This window comes from Elizabethkingia miricola (assembly GCF_001675285.1).
GTDB lineage: Bacteria > Bacteroidota > Bacteroidia > Flavobacteriales > Weeksellaceae > Elizabethkingia > Elizabethkingia miricola.
Map to the genome: position 1 here is coordinate 466809 of NZ_LSGQ01000001.1, position 17667 is coordinate 484475.

At 32.0% G+C, this 17667-nt stretch carries 11 protein-coding genes and 1 pseudogene; 10 read left to right on the forward strand and 2 right to left on the reverse strand.

Going from position 1 to position 17667, the window contains the following annotated elements; all coding sequences use genetic code 11:
* Positions 1 to 91: 91 nt before the first annotated feature.
* Together ATE49_RS02120 and ATE49_RS02125 are read right to left on the reverse strand one after the other, a co-directional pair.
* A complete protein-coding gene (locus tag ATE49_RS02120) occupies positions 92 to 703 on the reverse strand; it encodes a hypothetical protein (protein WP_065080882.1) in 612 nt (203 codons plus the stop codon).
* 5 nt (positions 704 to 708) lie between these two features.
* Positions 709 to 7635: an RHS repeat-associated core domain-containing protein gene (locus tag ATE49_RS02125; RefSeq protein ID WP_260255535.1), complete on the reverse strand. Its 6927-nt coding sequence runs from the start codon at positions 7633 to 7635 to the stop codon at positions 709 to 711.
* Between the two features lie 812 nt (positions 7636 to 8447).
* On the opposite strand from ATE49_RS02125, the gene ATE49_RS02130 reads away from it, so the two are divergent.
* The 10 genes and pseudogenes from ATE49_RS02130 (at position 8448) to ATE49_RS02175 (ending at position 17662) form a co-directional block, all read left to right on the forward strand.
* Positions 8448 to 8735, forward strand: coding sequence for a helix-turn-helix transcriptional regulator (locus tag ATE49_RS02130; protein WP_059323311.1), 288 nt, complete (start codon positions 8448 to 8450; stop codon positions 8733 to 8735).
* 75 nt (positions 8736 to 8810) lie between these two features.
* Entirely contained in the window at positions 8811 to 9968 is a 1158-nt protein-coding gene (locus ATE49_RS02135) for a VapE domain-containing protein (protein ID WP_065080883.1), read from the forward strand.
* Positions 9969 to 10196: 228 nt separating this feature from the next.
* Positions 10197 to 11096, forward strand: a complete 900-nt coding sequence (locus tag ATE49_RS02140; protein WP_065080884.1) for a toprim domain-containing protein — start codon at positions 10197 to 10199, stop codon at positions 11094 to 11096.
* Between the two features lie 329 nt (positions 11097 to 11425).
* Positions 11426 to 12595 carry a hypothetical protein gene (locus ATE49_RS02145; RefSeq protein WP_065080885.1) on the forward strand — a complete coding sequence of 390 codons (1170 nt, stop codon included), beginning with the start codon at positions 11426 to 11428 and terminating at the stop codon, positions 12593 to 12595.
* Positions 12596 to 12764: 169 nt separating this feature from the next.
* Positions 12765 to 13004, forward strand: a pseudogene (locus ATE49_RS20675) (IS982 family transposase); the annotation flags it as partial.
* Positions 13005 to 13867: 863 nt separating this feature from the next.
* Positions 13868 to 14104, forward strand: coding sequence for a hypothetical protein (locus tag ATE49_RS02155; RefSeq protein ID WP_065080887.1), 237 nt, complete (start codon positions 13868 to 13870; stop codon positions 14102 to 14104).
* Positions 14105 to 14140: 36 nt separating this feature from the next.
* Positions 14141 to 14443, forward strand: coding sequence for a helix-turn-helix domain-containing protein (locus ATE49_RS02160; protein ID WP_065080888.1), 303 nt, complete (start codon positions 14141 to 14143; stop codon positions 14441 to 14443).
* Positions 14427 to 15245 (forward strand): reverse transcriptase family protein, encoded by an 819-nt coding sequence (locus tag ATE49_RS02165; RefSeq protein WP_081278399.1) that lies wholly within the window; start codon positions 14427 to 14429, stop codon positions 15243 to 15245. Before ATE49_RS02160 ends, ATE49_RS02165 begins: the two co-directional genes overlap by 17 nt.
* A gap of 28 nt (positions 15246 to 15273) precedes the next feature.
* A complete protein-coding gene (locus ATE49_RS02170; RefSeq protein WP_065080890.1) occupies positions 15274 to 16671 on the forward strand; it encodes a pentapeptide repeat-containing protein in 1398 nt (465 codons plus the stop codon).
* Positions 16672 to 16690: 19 nt separating this feature from the next.
* Positions 16691 to 17662, forward strand: coding sequence for a hypothetical protein (locus ATE49_RS02175; RefSeq protein WP_065080891.1), 972 nt, complete (start codon positions 16691 to 16693; stop codon positions 17660 to 17662).
* The last annotated feature ends 5 nt before the right edge of the window (positions 17663 to 17667 follow it).

Sequence of the window (17667 nt, forward strand, 5' to 3'; positions counted from 1 at the left end):
TGGATTTTAGAAGAAATTCTTTTTAATAAAAAACAGCACAGACTAATCTGTGCTGGAATGTTTTGTAAAGTATTGGAATTATTTATAATCATCACTTTTTTACAACGATGCTATCTTCTATCTGAAAATCATCAATATATACTTTGATCTTTTTATTATCTCGCATTTCAATCATTTTGTTTAAAATTTTCAAATAAGAAGGCTGATCATTTAGAAGGTCTCGCATCTTTATCATACCAACTTTAAAAGTCCCTTCAGATTGAGGAGCCCTTTTTAATTGGTATTTTAGTTCTATATTTCCTCCTGATTTAATTTCAAATGCAGTTGGCAAATTTTCAATCTCATTATATTCTTCAGGGCTAATATGATACATTGTCATACATACCTTTCTAATATCATCAGTTGATTTATACTTTAGCGGTGTTACTAAAAAAGCATAGAGAGCATTTTTATTGCTATATCTATCGTTGATTGATTCATTAATCATATTAGTTTCAGAATCTTTATTTTTTTTATTAGACTCCAAATATAACATGCGAGGAAAAAGAACTATATATGCTTGTTTAGTATTATTATAGAAATTCAATCGAAGCATGCTGTCATTATTTTCATATTTGGAATTTAAAATAACAGCATCTGCATCTTTATATTTTTGACACGAAAACACGAAAAAAAACATTATAACTATAAATACTTTACCCATAAACTTTATTTTAAAAATCGATTAATTACATTATTTACTCTCTCTATATATTTATTTATAAATTGATTTTGCGGTTGTTGTAGTATATCATTTAGGTTATACAATGGAGTTGGAGCTACAATATTCCATCCTTTTAAATGTATATATGACCTTTCCCACGGTGCTATAAATAAATGATGTAAATCCGTGTCTGGGGTATTTGAAAGCCCCCCACTAGGAACAACAACATTTGATGCAGGGATACCATAATAGAAAAGGTTTGCATGAATAAGCTCATGGCCAGTTGCTAAAGTTAGTGTTTCAGTCGACCGAAATGCATAAGGTGCAAAAACGTATCTAAAATATTTATTATTATAAAAATTCCCTGTGGTAGCAGCCACTTTTTCACCAGCTCCATTTGTCAATACTTTCCCATCAAATTTGTAACCAGCCTTTGCCATATAATCTGGTAAATCACTCGGTTTATGTAAAACTCTTATACTTCCTTTACCTGGAACTTTTCCTTTAAACTCTGTATTCATTATATCTCGAACGCTTTTCGAACTTTGTTCTACAGATGTTCCATTATTTGCAGAAGGTAATTCACTTTCCTTAACTTCACTTATAATTTGATTTCCATTAGGGTTGCTAAATAATCTATTAATTCCCCAAGTAATTCCTCCAATAACTCCTCCTACAACAGCACCTGTAATCAGACCCTGAAGGAAGTTGGTACCATTTATAATCGAACTAATTCCTCCGCTAAGCCCTCCTGCTATTGCACCATTTCCAACTGCTGCCCAAAAGCCTGAAGTACTAAAAACATTCCCAAGACCTGCTGTGGCTACAGTTGTAACAGCTCCTACTAATATTGACATTCCAAATGCTCCCCAGCTCCAATTTCCAGAAATTGCTGCTTGTATAGAATACATTGCTGCTCCAATGGCCGCTCCTACAATTATTGCTGATAATACACCTGCAAAAAACTGCCCTAATCCAATACCAATAAGGAATGGGAGAAAGAAAAATTCACCACTAGGATCATTATACATTAGAGGATTATTCAGTACATACCCATATTTATTATAATTTTGAGTATTGTTGGGATCCTGAATATTTTCATCTGCATTTAAGAATCTTCTGAGTAATGGATCGTATAGACGTCCATTCATATGAATAATACCTATATCCTCAAAATGTTCATGGCCCGTATAACCTCTATCAAGATAGTTAATGTCTCCACCTGTTTGCCGATTTCCCCATGCATCAAAATAAGCTTCCTGCACTTTATATCCGTCTTTATCACTAACTGCCAAAATGCTACCTAAATAGTCTTTGTGCAAAAACATAAAAGATCCACTGCTCTGTGTGTAATCTTTCAAATATACTACATTACTCTCATATGCTGTACCACCAATATATAAAATATGCTTTTCTTCTCCGGTCCAGTTATTACGGGTTATTTCAAAGCTACCATCTTCACTGTAATATTTCGTAAAGATACCTTCCCAAGTGGAATTAACAAGGTCAGTAATATTTCCAATTGCAGAATCTCCTCCATAAGTAGCCATTTGACGCATATTAGTTAATCCATACTCAAAGCGTACATCTCCAATTTTACCCTGGATATATAAAGGATCATTATTCTCATTATATATAATTCTTTGAGTCTGGGCATTAAGATAATTTTGTTTTCCGTCTGCATTCAATTTTACACTCGTAGATTGATATACCTTGGAGGTATTTCCAAACTGTATAGCTCCTATTTGATCATTTTCAATGATTCGCCCTTGCAAGTCGTACTTATTGGATGAAAGCCTTCCTAATCTAGGATTTGTCCACTGAACTAATCGATTGTTATCATCATAGATAAAAACCTCATTACCGTCAAATTCACCTTGTCTGGTTCTTTCTTTCAGTTCATTCTTAATTGCATCAAAAACATACTGACATTCAAGTATTACACTATCCTTAGAAGAATGTTTAGTTTCACTCAAAAAGTTATTCGCATCGTAAGTATTGGCAATATTTACTTCTCCCAGACGGGATTTTAAAACTAGTCCCTTAGCATTAACTTCCTGAAGATTCCATAAGACTTTACCAGAAGCTTTATCTTTCATCTGAAATAATGTTCCACTCCAGGTATCATATAAATTCTCTATCGATGCTTTTGTTACTATTCCATTAGAGACCAACTCTTTCTCATAAGAAGAAATACGGGATTTGTCATCATAAACAATATTTTTTTGAGAAAACACCTTACCATTACTTTGCTCTATATTCTCTTTTACCCGACCAAAAGCATCATAAGAAATAGTGGTGGAATAACTCTTACCATTCGAAGTACCCGTTTTACTCCCCAGCTGTCCTTTTGAATTATAGGTAAAAGCAATACTTTTATCTGTAAGTCCAACAGTATTGGATTTTTCAACCTCATTTACCAATTGACCTTTATCATTATAGAAGTACTCTTTATAACCCCCGGGGCTAATCTCTTTTTTTATTTGCCCAAAGCCATTATACTCATATTTATAAAGACCATTGGAAGGATCAAAAAACTCTGACTTTCTTCCCCAAACATCATATTTAGTGGTAACAACATTATCACCATATTGGGCTTTGATTTGCTCTCCAGCCGCATTATACGAGAAGTTGATAACTCCTCCTCTGTCTTCAGAAGAAATCACATTACCCAGAGCATCAGTGGTCTTTTTAGTAATTCTCTTATTACCATTAAGCTCCTCAACAGTTGTAACATTACCTAAAACAGAGGTCTTCATTTGTTTACCATTGAATGCTGTTGCTGTTGTAATAGCTGGGAATACACTATCATCATAACTGATACTGTTCCACTGAGTAGGAAGGTTCCCACTTAAAACAGGTTCACTTTCTCTTGTTTTTCTCCCCAATGCGTCATATCCACTACTTGATACGGTATAAAGCTCTTGCTCTCCAAAAACCTTTGTTCTTGTCGCTAGTTCCTGTCCTAGTTTATTGGTTAAAGTTTCTTTAATATTTCCATCCGGAGTATATTCTTTAACTGTGGTATCACTTAGAGAAGATTTTTCATAAGTATAGGTTGTTGCACCTGACAAGTTGGTTTTGGAGATTAATAACTTACCCCAGCCATCATAAGTATTCATCAAGCTATTACCCAAAGGATCTGTTTGTACTTTCACCTGTCCCCAGTCATTGTATTCAATTATGGTTTCAAGTCCCAGATTATCGGTTTTCTTTATGACAAATCTCCCTTTTGAGTCATATTGAGATTTTTCATTTTGAATTATAGAATCAACGCTATTCGAAACAGTCTTCTCTACAATATTCCCAAAACCATCATAATTATAACTCTCGTGTATCCATCCTGTATTATCTCTGTTGTAATTCTTCAGAGTCTTTAAAAGATTGTTTTCATAAGTATATTCATTTTTAACAGATTTAACATCTCCGTAGGCTTGTACTGTCTCAGTTTTAGATTCAGGACGACCAATGAAATAATTAGAAGCTAAGCCTGTTGGATTATGAACATAGTTCATTACCATAGTGGATACTGAATAATCTCCATTAACTTTAGTTGTCGTTTCCCTTGGGAGATAATAATCACCATAAACGATACTACTTTCTGTAGTAATATCTTTTAAAAAGTCCTTAGTAATTGTCTTTTTAGGAACAATAGCTTTAATACCTTCCGCAGAAGTTGTTACATCATAATCCGTAGATTTAAATGACAATAGCTGAGTATTACTTAATGAAATATCATTTGGAAAAATCAGATTATTATCATCAACCGTTCTCACCGACCATTCCTTTATTGGAAGTCCTTCATTTAATGGATCAATCTCCGCTCCGCTCCAGATTTTGGTATTTTCATATCCGTCGGCATACCATGAGGATCTTGCCGTTCTACGAAAACCAATCATTCCTTTACCCTGAAGATGGGCCGTAAAGCCACGGTATTTGAAATCCTGCTTTCTTCCCTCCTGGCGGAGTTGGGAAACCGCATAAGAGCCTGAAATCTTATCCATTTCTACATATGGATATGAATAGTGTTCATCCTCTTTTACTTTTTCATAGAAGCCCTTATTAATATTCGGATCAAGTTCCTTGTAATCAATTTTTGTAGTAAGCCCTCCCTGAGTAATTGAAACAATTCTGGCTTCATCCGATACTTTATAATGGGAGTACTTGATTAATCTGCCTTTCTGGAATAGCAGAATATTTTCATTGGAATTATTAATTCTGAAATCTCCAACCACTGGTGAGAAGTGCGCAGCAGTATTGGTAAGGGCATAACTTCGATTGATTTCAGTCTGTACATTACCATATTCATCAGGGTACCAATCCCATTTATAGGATTCCCTTGGTGTTTTCCAGCTTCCATCAATATTTTTTTCCTCAAAAATTACATTTCCATTAGCATCTACCCCTCTATTCTCATGGTAAATAACAAAGAATCTACTTTCATCAAAATCACCTGTATGAACATGGGAGTAGCACTCGATAAAATCCGCTTTTCCGTCTTTATTGAGATCTTGGGCGAAAAACTTTCGATTCATATACCTATTGTGCGTTTGCCCTTGAAAGCTGTTACTTCTTTTAAACAAAGAAAAGTTATATAAGGTTTGCACCACAAAACCATTACCTGTTGAAATATAAAGTCTCCAACTCCAGTCATCAACTCCATACGGAACCAAAAGATCTGTTTTGCCGTCTCCTGTGAAATCGCCTAATACAGCATCATCCCTAAGACCTTCAATAATTATATCTGAAAAAGAAGTATTACTTGTAGAAAAAGTTCCTGAACTATTCTTTGCAAACGTCGTTAAATAAGGTCTACCTCCGGAGTCGAAATACAGAAAATCTACTATACCATCTCCATTGAAATCCCCTCTCTTGGCTTTTTCAAAAAAGTTTCGATCATAAAAAGGACCTAATGAAACAGTACTTGCTAATTTTTCAATATCTGTTTCTCCGGGCTGCACGATAAGATAGCGGTAACGTGTTTCAGAAACTACTTCAGGTATTTGCAGCTCGCCATTAGGACCTGTATTATTAATTTCTCTATAACTGGTATCCCTGAGGCTAAAAACCAAATCCGAAAGTCCATCACCATCCAAATCCATCTCTCTCACATCTTCGATATAGGTTTCTGCCCAATACTGACTTTCACTGGGGTCTGTATTAAAATCTCTCGACACAGATTCATCGTACCTGTCTCCCGGAATTACTTTTGTAAACTCCTCTTTGAGCTTTTTTGATATAGGATCAATAGAGTAAGCTTTGATCTCCAAGTCCTGTTTGTCTCCCAGTCCTCCAGGATAAAGAGTTTTATAGATGACAAAACCCTGCCTTGGTACTATTTCTCCGTCCAGTCTTTTCAAATTAAATGGAATAGCTTTCCGAAGATCCTCTTTAGTAATTCCCGTACTTTCAGTGAAAACAGGCTTTGGGCTATTATCATCGAAAACACTACTAAACAGATAAAGTCCAGCAGGTCTTCCAACCGATTCTGTCTCGCATACCGGAGTAAAATGCCCTGGCATAAATTCATCACCTTCAACCCAAACTTGTTTTAATCCTCCTACACAGTCCGTAAAAGCATCAAGGTACTTTAAAATATCCAATTTCCCATCTCCATCAAAATCTCCGTATAGCCCTTCAGTATTACTATCCTGGGTAGGCCATGAAATTCTCCAGCCTCCGGAATCTGATTTTTGATACTCAAATACAACAGGGGTAGCATCTTCTCCCTTTGAATTACTTTCGGTAATTGTTTTTACAAATTGATATTTGTTCCCTTTATCATCTTTTTTGTATTCTATCCTATACTTTTTAAAAAGACTTCCATTAGTATTAACCGTAATACTAGACAATATATTGGCTTGGATAAACTTTTTACCATTAACATAAGAGATTTCTATATCTTCTCTTGTAGTATAGTTAAAAGTAATATTATTAAAATGAGAAGTACCAGCAGTCTCATTCCCTCCCCACGCTATGTTAGAGATGACAGCGACATTACTATTCTGAATATACTCGTAGGAAATATAATTCCCCTGAGCATCTTTCCATTTAACAATATTATACTCCAAAGGTGTTCTCGCTGAGCTAGCCTGTCCATACCATGCCTGAGAACCGTCTTCAAAAGTTACCTCAAAGTATTCTGGGCCATTCTGTTCAGAATTTTTGCCTACAGACTTGATTTTAATGTTAGAGTATTTCTCTGTCACATATTCTGCACCATCTTTTCCATAGTCTCCAGACTTTAAGATTAACCTTTGTCCGTTAAATTGATAGAAATCAGAGTAATCCAGTTTTATTCCTTTAATTTCACCATCTTTCTCAATGGTCTTTCCCATTCTGGAAATACTCGTAATACCAGAAAGGTTCCATCCAAAGCCTGCAATTCCATTTCCGCTGCCACTGGTATAAATTAAATTGATTTGTGGAGCTACACTTTTTATGCCCGGAGGTAATGCAATTGGTAAAGTATACTGTAATTGACCACCACCGTTTACATCAATTTTCCCTTGAGTGTCATGAAATGGAATGTTTCCTATAGTTCCTACCGGAGTTGTGATTTCAGGGTTTGTAAATGCACCTGTAGCACAACGAACGGAATTATAGCCCTCTAATACCAATTGCTTGGAAACACTTTCAATTGTTGCCTCCCATACAAATTTAGTAGCCTGACTAAGCTCTTGCTCTGTAAGCTCATTATCGAACATTGATGATAATCCTATTTCTCCGTTTACACGACTGTAGTCATGATAACTAGACTCTCTGATAATTGTATCACCATTCATTAATCGGTATTTTCCTGTCAGTATATCTACAGTATCCGGTACTTTTATGGTAGCGTACATTTTGATGATACCTGATCCTGCACCATAGTATTCTGTGCAGACTGTTGCTTCTATATTAGCACTTTCTTGTGCTGTCATTGTTGTCATAATTTGATTTTTAATTAATTTTTATTATTCGTTACTTTTTATTTAGAATCTGGAGTGTTATTATTGTTTTTATTCTCAGTCCATGATTCTATTTTTTTTGTTCTTCTACTATTGTACCTGCACTTCACGAAGAATTTGATTTCCGGCGTCATCGTATTGAACGATCATAATAGACTCGTCTTCTGTCGCTGAAGATTGTACTTCTGATAATTGCGCTATCAGAACTGATGAATTATTTTTCATAATTTTTTAAATTTTAGGCATAGCATTCCCTGTTGAGCTTTCTAAGGTCAATTAAGTGGAATACTATAAAGGTTAATATTGATTAATGGCAGAAATGCCGTGTTAGATTTTTTTAGGTTATTAAATTTCCAATGCTTTTTTCATAATTTCTGTTTTTAAAGGTTAAACTTGTTTTTCTATATTCTGATGATCATCTTTTATATTTTGTGCTAAGTGTTTTACTTTCTGAAACAAAGATCATCCGCCGTGGCGACAAAACTCGTCGTATTATATTTTAGTTTTATTTTTTTTGATTTTTTGTTTACGGACTAATTTTTATATCTCTGAAGCAAATGTAAACGGGCATAGCGACAAAACTTGACGCATTATATTTTAGTTTGATTTTTATATTATTATTTTTCGAACTCTCCCAATACTTATAAAAGATCAGAAATACTTAGACGATTTATTTAATAAATAAAAAACTTTGGTAACCTTTACATAAATTATGGTAACAAGGTTACTTAAGTAACCATTTGGAGCTTTCCTATGCTAGAGTTTTGCTTTCGAAAATTAAAAATCGTAAAGCAATGGAAAACGAAATTATCTTACACAAGCTTGACCGAATTGAAAAACATATTTGCGGTCTTAAATCAATTTTAAATGTAGAAGAACTTGCAGAGTATACCGGATTTAAAAAGTCCTATATCTACAAGTTGGTTCACGAAAAAATCATCCCCTATTCAAAACCTAATGGTAAAGTCCTCTTTTTTGAAAGAAAAGTAATTGATGAATGGCTCTTAAATAATCCTTCAAAATCAAAAGAAGAAATACAAAGAGAAGCCATTGAATTTGCTTTTAAATCTAAAAAAGTATAATCCTTTTACTATCCTATAAATTCTCTGTTTCATCAGGAAATAAGCATTCACTGTATTTCCACAAAATCTCGTTTTATGCAGGAACATTCTGGTTTGTACCAATCCGGTACAGAAAGTAAAACCATATTTGACAGAACCCTTAGTTACATGGAAACTAAGTATGACTTAAGATTCAATGTTATTTCTCTGGAGTACCAGATCAGATTAGCCAAATCTAGCGAAGAATGGAGTGATCTAAATATCAACTCTCTATATATTGAGCTCATCCAGTCCGGAATAGATATTAGTATGAATAAACTTGAAATACTGATCAAAAGCCATCTGATTCAGTGGTATAACCCTATAGAAGAATATTTCTCCACTCTTGATACCTGGGATGGTCAAGACTATATAGGAAAACTTTGTAGTTACGTAAAGACAGCTGATAATATCTCGTTTAACTACCACTTTGAAAAGTGGTTTACAAGAGCTGTATTATGTGCTTTAGAAAATGGATATGTTAATAAACAATGTATGGTATTGGCCAGCTCAGAGCAAAACACAGGAAAGACAAGTTTCCTAAGGTTTCTTATTCCTCCTGTTCTTCGCAGTTATTATACAGAAAACATTTCTGTTGATAAGGACGGAATTATTGCCATCTGTAAAAATCTGATTTGTAATGCTGATGAGCTGGCAGTTTTGTCAAAAACAGATGTAAATATGCTTAAGGCGTATATATCTAAAAGCAATATAAATGTACGCCTACCCTATGGCAGGAAAGCCGAATATATGGAAAGGATCTGTTCGTTTGTAGGTTCTACAAACCGAACAGATTTCTTAACTGATGAATCCGGAAGTGTTCGATGGCTTGTTTTTGAGATTCAAAGCATAGACTTTAAATACAGAGAAGAGATCGATATGGATAAGGTATGGTCTCAGGCCTATTACTACGCTTATAAAAAAGAAAACTATAATCCGGAGCTTAGCTTTCAGGATATTCTGGAAAATGAAAAACGAAACGAGAAGTTTACTCAGATTTCTACGGAACAGGAAGTTTTACTTAAGTATTTTGAAAAATCGGATAACACTGATGATTTTCTAACGGCCACAGATATTATGCTGGCCATGAATGAAGCGCTTAGCCTTCGCCTTAATAACATAAGAATAGGCAAAGCCCTCACCTATTTAAAGTATCAAAGAATTAAACATCCAAAACTTCAGATATACGGGTATTTGATTAAAAGAAAAGTTTAAAAATCCTCTTACCTATCTTACCTACTTACCATTAAGTATAGCTGATATGGCTATTCTACAAAAGTTCTTTACAGGTAAGAAAACAAAAAACTTTCTTACCCTACTCTACCTAAAGAGTTTTTATAAGGTAAGAAAGGTAACTACAGGCAGGAAGTATTTTTTGGCTTACTGCTCCAAAACCCTAAAAAAGGTAAGTAGGTAAGAACAATTAAAAAAAACATCCAAATTATGAATTGTAAACAGTTTAACACAGTAGCTCTGGATGAAATCCTTAACTTATTAGGACATCATCCCTCAAAAGAAAACGAGAAAGAAGCCTGGTATATAAATCCATTTTCAGGTGAAAAGACAGCTTCTTTTAAGCTTGATAGATTTAAAAACAAGTGGTATCTATTCTCAGAAGCAGTAGGCGGAAACAATACCGACTTTATTCAGAAATATTTTAATTATAGTTTAACAGAGGTTTTACAGTGGGCTGAAAAACAGAATTTTTCTTCTTTTCATGAGCAAACACTTTTTAAAAAGTCCGAGCCTAATTATAGAATTGCTAAGGTTTCTGGGCTTCAAAATCTAAATCTTAAGAAGTATCTTAAGGAAAGAGGGCTCTCTCCTTATATCTACAAATACTTAAAAGAGGTTCATTTTACCATCGGAAATAAAAATCTCTATGCAATAGGTTTTCAGAACCTTTCAGAAGGTTTTGAGCTCAGAAATTCTTTTTATAAAGGTGCTGTCTTAAAAAAAGATATTTCAGTTATTGGTATTGGTAACAACTTACCTACGAAAATTCCCAAAAGTAAAAATATTGCAGTTTTTGAAGGATTCATGGATGCTCTTTCATTTATAGAACTGCATAAATTTTACTCAGGAAATATACTCGTTATGAACTCTATTGCACTCTTAAAGAAAACAATAGACTACCTAAAAGACTACTTAGAAATAGATCTCTATTTGGATAATGATAAATCAGGAATAAAATGTGCCGCTGAAATTATTAAATCTTATCCAAAGGCAAAAGATCATTCTAAAGAATATAGAGAGTTTAAAGATTATAATGAGTTTTTATTTCACCAGATTAAAACCAGTAAATCGCTAGACCACAAGGGTAAAAGTACACTTAAGCGCTAAGATTATTATTTGATGAGCAGGCTAGTTTTTTGACAAGCTTCATGGAGAAGTTAGGAGCTCATTCGCAACTTTGAAAGTCGTTCCTCCTAACAAAGTTGCTGCTTCGTCCTGCCGGAGGCTTTAAAATAAATTAAATACGACTTAATTCAGCCTAAAAACATACATAACTGAATATAAACCAACTAGTGTAATTACGTAGTTACGTAACTATGTAAGTACATCCATATGTAGTTACGCAATTACATACAAAGAAGAATCTGTATACCGCTATATACAAATCTGCTACATCAAATACAAACACACTGACATCAGTAAATACATAAGTCATTATGAAAACCTCTATTAATTTTAAAGCAGCTAAACCAGATTCTGAAGTCCATAATTTCAGGAAAAAGACTTTTGACTATATCCGAAAGGATCTCTCTTCAAAAAATGAATACTGGCAGGAAGAGAAAATAGCAGTTAGACTTATAAAAATAGAAAATTACTGTAAAGAAAAATCCGGAAGGAAACTTCAAAAAAATGCCATGCCTATTCGTGAAGCTGTAGTGGTCATAAAAGAAGATACCACAATGCTGGATCTTCAAAACTTAGCGAGTAAATTACAAGAAGAATTAAGAATTAGAATTTTTCAGATTGCTATTCATAAAGATGAAGGGCATTATGACAAAGAAACAAATGAATGGAAACCTAACTATCATGCTCATCTGGTGGCGGATTGGCAGGACTTAGAAACCGGAAAAACACTAAAGCATCAGTCATTTCATTATTCTAAGATGCAGGATATTGCAGCGGAATGTTTAGAAATGGAAAGAGGAGTATCCGGCTCAGTTGGAAGATTAGAAGCTATAGCCTTTAAGATACAGAAGAAAGAAGAAGAATATAAAGAATTGGTAGAAAAAATTGATGAAATGAAATCTACTCTTAAGTCTCAGAAATCTGAAAGTTTAATTGTTGAGAAGACGGATTTTTTAGGTAATAAGAAAATTCTTACTGATCAAACAATTGAGAACTATACAAAAGCCCTAAAAATATATGATACTGAGCTTTTGAAAAATGGAAAAGAAAAGGAAGCTCTTATAAAAAATATAGCTGCACTAGAAAATAAAAATAAAGGTCTAAATGCTGAGATTATAGCTCTTAAAAAGAAGAATATTGCCTTAATCACTACTGCTGAGGTTCATGTGGCTGAAAAGGAAAAGTATTATAGTTCCATTAAAAATCTGCTTGAAAAAAGCATCTTATCAGAAAGATCTAAAAATCCTAATAAAGACAGATCTGATAAGGCTGAGGTATTAAATGAAATGAGAGATATATGCTTTCGCTTATCTACTGCTAATAACATTCCTGTCAATGTATTTAATGAAATTTTCAGTAGTTCAGAAACGAATGGACAATTCTTCACTTTATTAAGATCAGGAAGCTACGATGGAAACGATTACTCTGAAACTAATAATATGGAAATGAAGAAGAAAAGGAAGAAAGGGAGAAGAATCTGAACCCTTTCCTCTTTCTTTTAGCGTTAGATTTTACCTGTCGATTATTAGAAAATATATGACAAACATTAAATAAATACAAACGAATACCCGTGGTGCATTTAGGAAAAAAATAGAAGCTGCCCATTATTAGCTAAATACCTAAATTTAATTGTCTAACAAACGATTAAATATGAACAGCTTCACTGCAAATTATGAAAGAATATTAGAGACTCTGATAAAAATAGAAAGTAAAATGAATTTTTTGAATTAAATCCGTAAGCCCAAATTGTCAAATCTAGAGTTAATTTGCATAGACTTAACTTCAGAATTTATGGGTATTGATTTAGAGCGGGATTTATTCATAAAGTTACCTTATCATTTATCATCAAGGATAGATCGTAGTGTTTATAATCGTAGAAAGCGAAACTTGTTTGCTTATCGTAAAGATAAAACTATATCAGAAATACTGAATAGTATGCAGGGCTGGGATTATAACCTTAATGGTAAAATAACGATCAATAAACTTTGTGAGGCGACAGGTAAGAACAAGAAAACAATCCAAACTTATTATAAGGATTTAAGAGCTGAGATTTCTGTCAAAAAATATAATAATTTAGAGGTTTTAAAGAAAATCATAGAAAGAAACCCTTTATTGAGAGATTTGGATGATTTGTTTAGATATGATCTTCGCTAATTTAAATATTTATTGAATATTTAAATTCTAAAGTTAAAAAAAAATAATATTTTTTAATTGTGAGTTAAAAAATAAGTTTTATATTTGCAATAGAAGTTCTTTGAATTACACGAGGTATATTAGCAAATGTATGAATTGAAGTGAATTAAGTTTCACAGCCGAAAGGTATTTTTAAGCGACACATATTGTTCATGCAACATTACTCCCCGAGAGGCACCCCTCTGGGACTTACATGCTGCTTTTAAGTTTTTTCCAATGACAATTTCAATGGATGATTACTTTTTCCAGCTAGCAGTTCTTTCAAGTGATTAGGAATCAATAGATCAATTTATGGTTGGTATTTTGGGATTTGAAATTTTACAATAGAAGCAGTTACGAGATTAACAATAGATGTTTTTACATGCTTTCCATTTTTAATTTTTAGATGAGTTCATTTTTAATTAGAAAATCAATCGAAGATTAATTTTTATTTATGGAAGCAGGAATCTGATAGAGATGACAGCAACTTACGAGTATGCATTTGCTAATATACATTGATTGAAGCAGGCGATGTAAAGCTAAGCATTGCATTAAAATTTTAATAACAATAAAAAAAAGTTATGGAAAAAACATTTTTCAGTCGTACAACTCGTGTAGAAGCTGTTATCAATAGTCTTGAAACAGTCCTTGAAAAGAGCCGTGAATTGCTCATGGATGATGATATTCGTTTAATCGAAGAAAGTCTGGTAGAATTAAGGAAACTTGATAAAACCATAATTGACAAAAACGATACAATAGCAATAATTAGAGTAATAATTGATTTGCTCCATTTATTTGGTATTGAGAATTTACTCTAAATCCAACATCTCTATCTTAATTTTCAAATTATACTTATGAATATAGGTCAAGTAATAAAAGATTTCCGAAAACAGAAAGGTATAAAACAGGGAGAATTTGCAGAATTATGCCAAGTTTCACAAACATACCTTTCTCTTATCGAAAATAATCAGAAAGAACCTAATTTATCTTTGCTTAAAACAATTGCCGAGCAATTGGAAATTCCTTTGCCTATATTGTTTTTTTTAAGTTTGGATGAAGATGATGTTCCAGAACAAAAGAAAGATATATTTAAAATATTAGAGCCCTCCTTAAAAGGTCTTATAGCACAAATATATATAGATGATCCAAAGTCTTAAACAATTATCAGAATATTATTTAAAAATGTCAGAAAAGGATTTGAAGGCTTTAGCCCAAAATCCACAACAATACTATAACGTTTTTATCAAAAAACAAAAGAAGCCTGATGGAAGAATTAAACGGAGAGAAATTACAGAGGCTGTTGGGCTGCTCAAAAAAGTTCACAAACTTATTTTGACAAATATTTTGACAAAAATTGAATTTCCTTCTCCTCCTTTTATTGGTGGACTGAAAAGTAAAGATAATATCTTGAATGCTTATTTTCATAAAGGCAAACCATACAAGTTTTGTACAGACTTAAAAAATTTTTATCCTCATATTAATAATAAAATGGTTTACAATGCATTTGTAAATTATGGATTTTCAGCTGATGTTGCTAGTGTATTAACGAAACTGACAACCTATAAGGGAGGACTGATACAAGGCGGAGCTAACAGTACCCATATTGCTTATTTAGCATTATGGAATACCATAAAAGAAATTATGCCTATATGTGATAAAAAAGAAATAACTTTTACTGTTTATGTAGATGATATGACATTTTCATCATCAACTGATTTTAAAGAGTTATCAATTGAACTAAGAGATATTATTATTAAAAATGGTTTTTTTGTAAATCACAGTAAAACTTTTTTTACGAAAGGAAAAGCTGATATTACAGGAGTAAGAGTAGGACAGAATACACTGAACGTTAAAGACGACTTTCGAGAAAAATTAAATAATCTTGAGGGGTTATCTGAATTACAAAAACAAGGATTAGAAAGATATTATCAAAGGGTTATTACTTATGGAAAGGGTTAGATAATTGGGTCTATTAAAAAAATATTAAATGAAAACACTTTATGATGATGGGTTTCGAGGAGTTCTGTCTTTAGCTGCTATAGAGAAGCTTGAAACCGTTAAAATTTTTGATACCCATATACATTTAGATACTGCTATACATATCGATATGGGGAATCAATCTTTCTATTTTGAAAATTGCACATTTACAGGTCAAAGAATTGATTTTTCAATTTCAAAACAAAAAGCCTCTGATTATCAGTCATTACAATTTATAAATTGTGCAATTTCAAATGATTTATTTATAAAAGATTGCAAACTTTATAGAGTTGAATTTCTAAATGTTCATGTTGTTTCTAATAGTTTTCATATAACAACAGCTGAAATCAAATATATAAGCATTATAGGAAGTCCTGAGCAACATAGTGAAATTAAATCATTAATGTTGAACTCCTTAAATTCTGAAACTGAAATAACGGATTTGGATTTTAGGTTAAATGATATAGAAACATTTGCTATTCATAATTGTGCCTTTAATACCATTATGATAAATGCAAACAAGATAAACCGACTATCTTTTGATAAATTAAATTGCAATAATTATTTTCAGTTTTGGAAAAATATTTTAACTGAGTTTTCAACAATTAAAAAATCCGTAATAAATGAATTTATAGGAAAAGGAACTATTTATGGAACTGAACTTGAATTTGAACAAGTAGTATTTAAAGATGTCTGTAGATTAGAACGTGTACCTAAGAATAGTAAAAGCTCATTAACTTTTAAAGAGTGTACGTTTGATAAAAGTGTTTATTTTGATGAAAGTCATTTCCATGAACTATCTATAATAGCGGCTTTTTTCAAAGATATAGTGTCTTTTAATTCAACAACAGTAAGCATTATAAAATTTAGAAGTGTTCATTTTGATAAGGTGGCATTTTTTAATGATTTTATAATATTGCTAAAAAACTTAGTTGATATAGGAACAATTAGAATAATTAAAAACCAACTTTATAAAACTGAAAATAAAATTGATTATATTGATTATAACGTTATTGAACAAAACCTTTTATTAAATGATAAAAATCTTAATTTGAATGATAAAATTTTACTTCAACTTAATAAAAGATCAAATAATTTTGGAAGTAGCTGGTTAAAAGCTGTTTGGTTTACTTTGAAAGTAAGCTTGTTTGGTTTTTTTGTCTTATTATTTGTCAATACATTTTTGATTGATAGTGGTTATAAATATGAAATTAACCTAAATTCAAAATGGGCATCACTTCAAGAAATATTGAAAGAGTGGTTGAGGTTTACTTTTTCTTTTGATTTAAGAAGTTATCAAAATTATGAGTCAAACGGGTTTCTCTTATTTGTCTTTTTCTTTTTTAAAATTTTCATAGGTTATGGAGTATACCAAACTATAGCTGCCTTTAGAAAACATAGTAAATAAATCAAACAAAACACAATATATGTTTAGTGACAAAATAAAAAAAATAATTGAGCATAATATAATTAATGCTGCAGATGTGTTTGATTATGAATATTCCCCATATAGCGAAAGATTTGATAAAACTCAAAACTTTCTTTGGTCGATTCTTATCCATGAATCGAGGAATTATAACTTAAAAGAAAGTTATTTTTTTTTCGCAAATAATTCTTCTATAAATGCAAAAGCATGTAGACATAATAATTATAATCTGATTTCAGTTAATAGTGGCTTAGTTATTTGGTTAATTAAAAATGTTGTAGAAAATCAGAAGTTAAAAGAGTATTATGAAAAACATTATGATGTATTTCAAAGAATTCAGTTTTATTCTTTTGAAGAACTATCATTTCAAATAAATCTATTATTTACATTTTATCATGAGTTTGCTCATTTGCTTCAAAAATCTGATTATTTAGAATTGGGACTTGAAGAAAATTCAAAATCTGATTTTTCACTATATCGCCATGCATTAGAGATTGACGCAGATACTTTCAGTGGTATTTTTATAGCACGTCATCTAATACAGTATTACGAAAAGGATTTTTCTGAATTCGGAATTGAATTTTTAGAAATTATAGCAACGGTTCTGTGTTCAAATTTGTTCTTTTATTTATCTTCTTTTGGTGCAGCAAATAAAAAATTATATTTTAAAGAAAATTCACATCCTCATCCATTTATTAGAGTTATTAGGCTTCTATTTACCATAGGAAAGTATTTTCAAGATGATTACAAAATCAAAATAGATAAAATTGGAATTGTTACCAAAATTGTTGATGAAATATTTTTGTTACAAGATACTTACGAAGTTAATAATTTGTCGAGTTTTCGAAATGAAATGATAAATTCAACAATAGATATACACGAATATCTACAGGAGCTTTCAGACCACGATAAATTAAAAGTCAATTCAGCCATAAGAATATATAACCAAAGACAAGAAACGGATGGAAAATAATGATA

Coding starts and splice junctions, on each gene's coding strand:
- ATE49_RS02120 (WP_065080882.1), bottom strand. CDS start 703: ATGGGTAAAGTATTTATAGTTATAATGTTTTTTTTCGTGTTTTCGTGT.
- ATE49_RS02125 (WP_260255535.1), bottom strand. CDS start 7,635: ATGACAACAATGACAGCACAAGAAAGTGCTAATATAGAAGCAACAGTC.
- ATE49_RS02130 (WP_059323311.1), top strand. CDS start 8,448: ATGGAAAACGAAATTATCTTACACAAGCTTGACCGAATTGAAAAACAT.
- ATE49_RS02135 (WP_065080883.1), top strand. CDS start 8,811: ATGCAGGAACATTCTGGTTTGTACCAATCCGGTACAGAAAGTAAAACC.
- ATE49_RS02140 (WP_065080884.1), top strand. CDS start 10,197: ATGAATTGTAAACAGTTTAACACAGTAGCTCTGGATGAAATCCTTAAC.
- ATE49_RS02145 (WP_065080885.1), top strand. CDS start 11,426: ATGAAAACCTCTATTAATTTTAAAGCAGCTAAACCAGATTCTGAAGTC.
- ATE49_RS02155 (WP_065080887.1), top strand. CDS start 13,868: ATGGAAAAAACATTTTTCAGTCGTACAACTCGTGTAGAAGCTGTTATC.
- ATE49_RS02160 (WP_065080888.1), top strand. CDS start 14,141: ATGAATATAGGTCAAGTAATAAAAGATTTCCGAAAACAGAAAGGTATA.
- ATE49_RS02165 (WP_081278399.1), top strand. CDS start 14,427: ATGATCCAAAGTCTTAAACAATTATCAGAATATTATTTAAAAATGTCA.
- ATE49_RS02170 (WP_065080890.1), top strand. CDS start 15,274: ATGAAAACACTTTATGATGATGGGTTTCGAGGAGTTCTGTCTTTAGCT.
- ATE49_RS02175 (WP_065080891.1), top strand. CDS start 16,691: ATGTTTAGTGACAAAATAAAAAAAATAATTGAGCATAATATAATTAAT.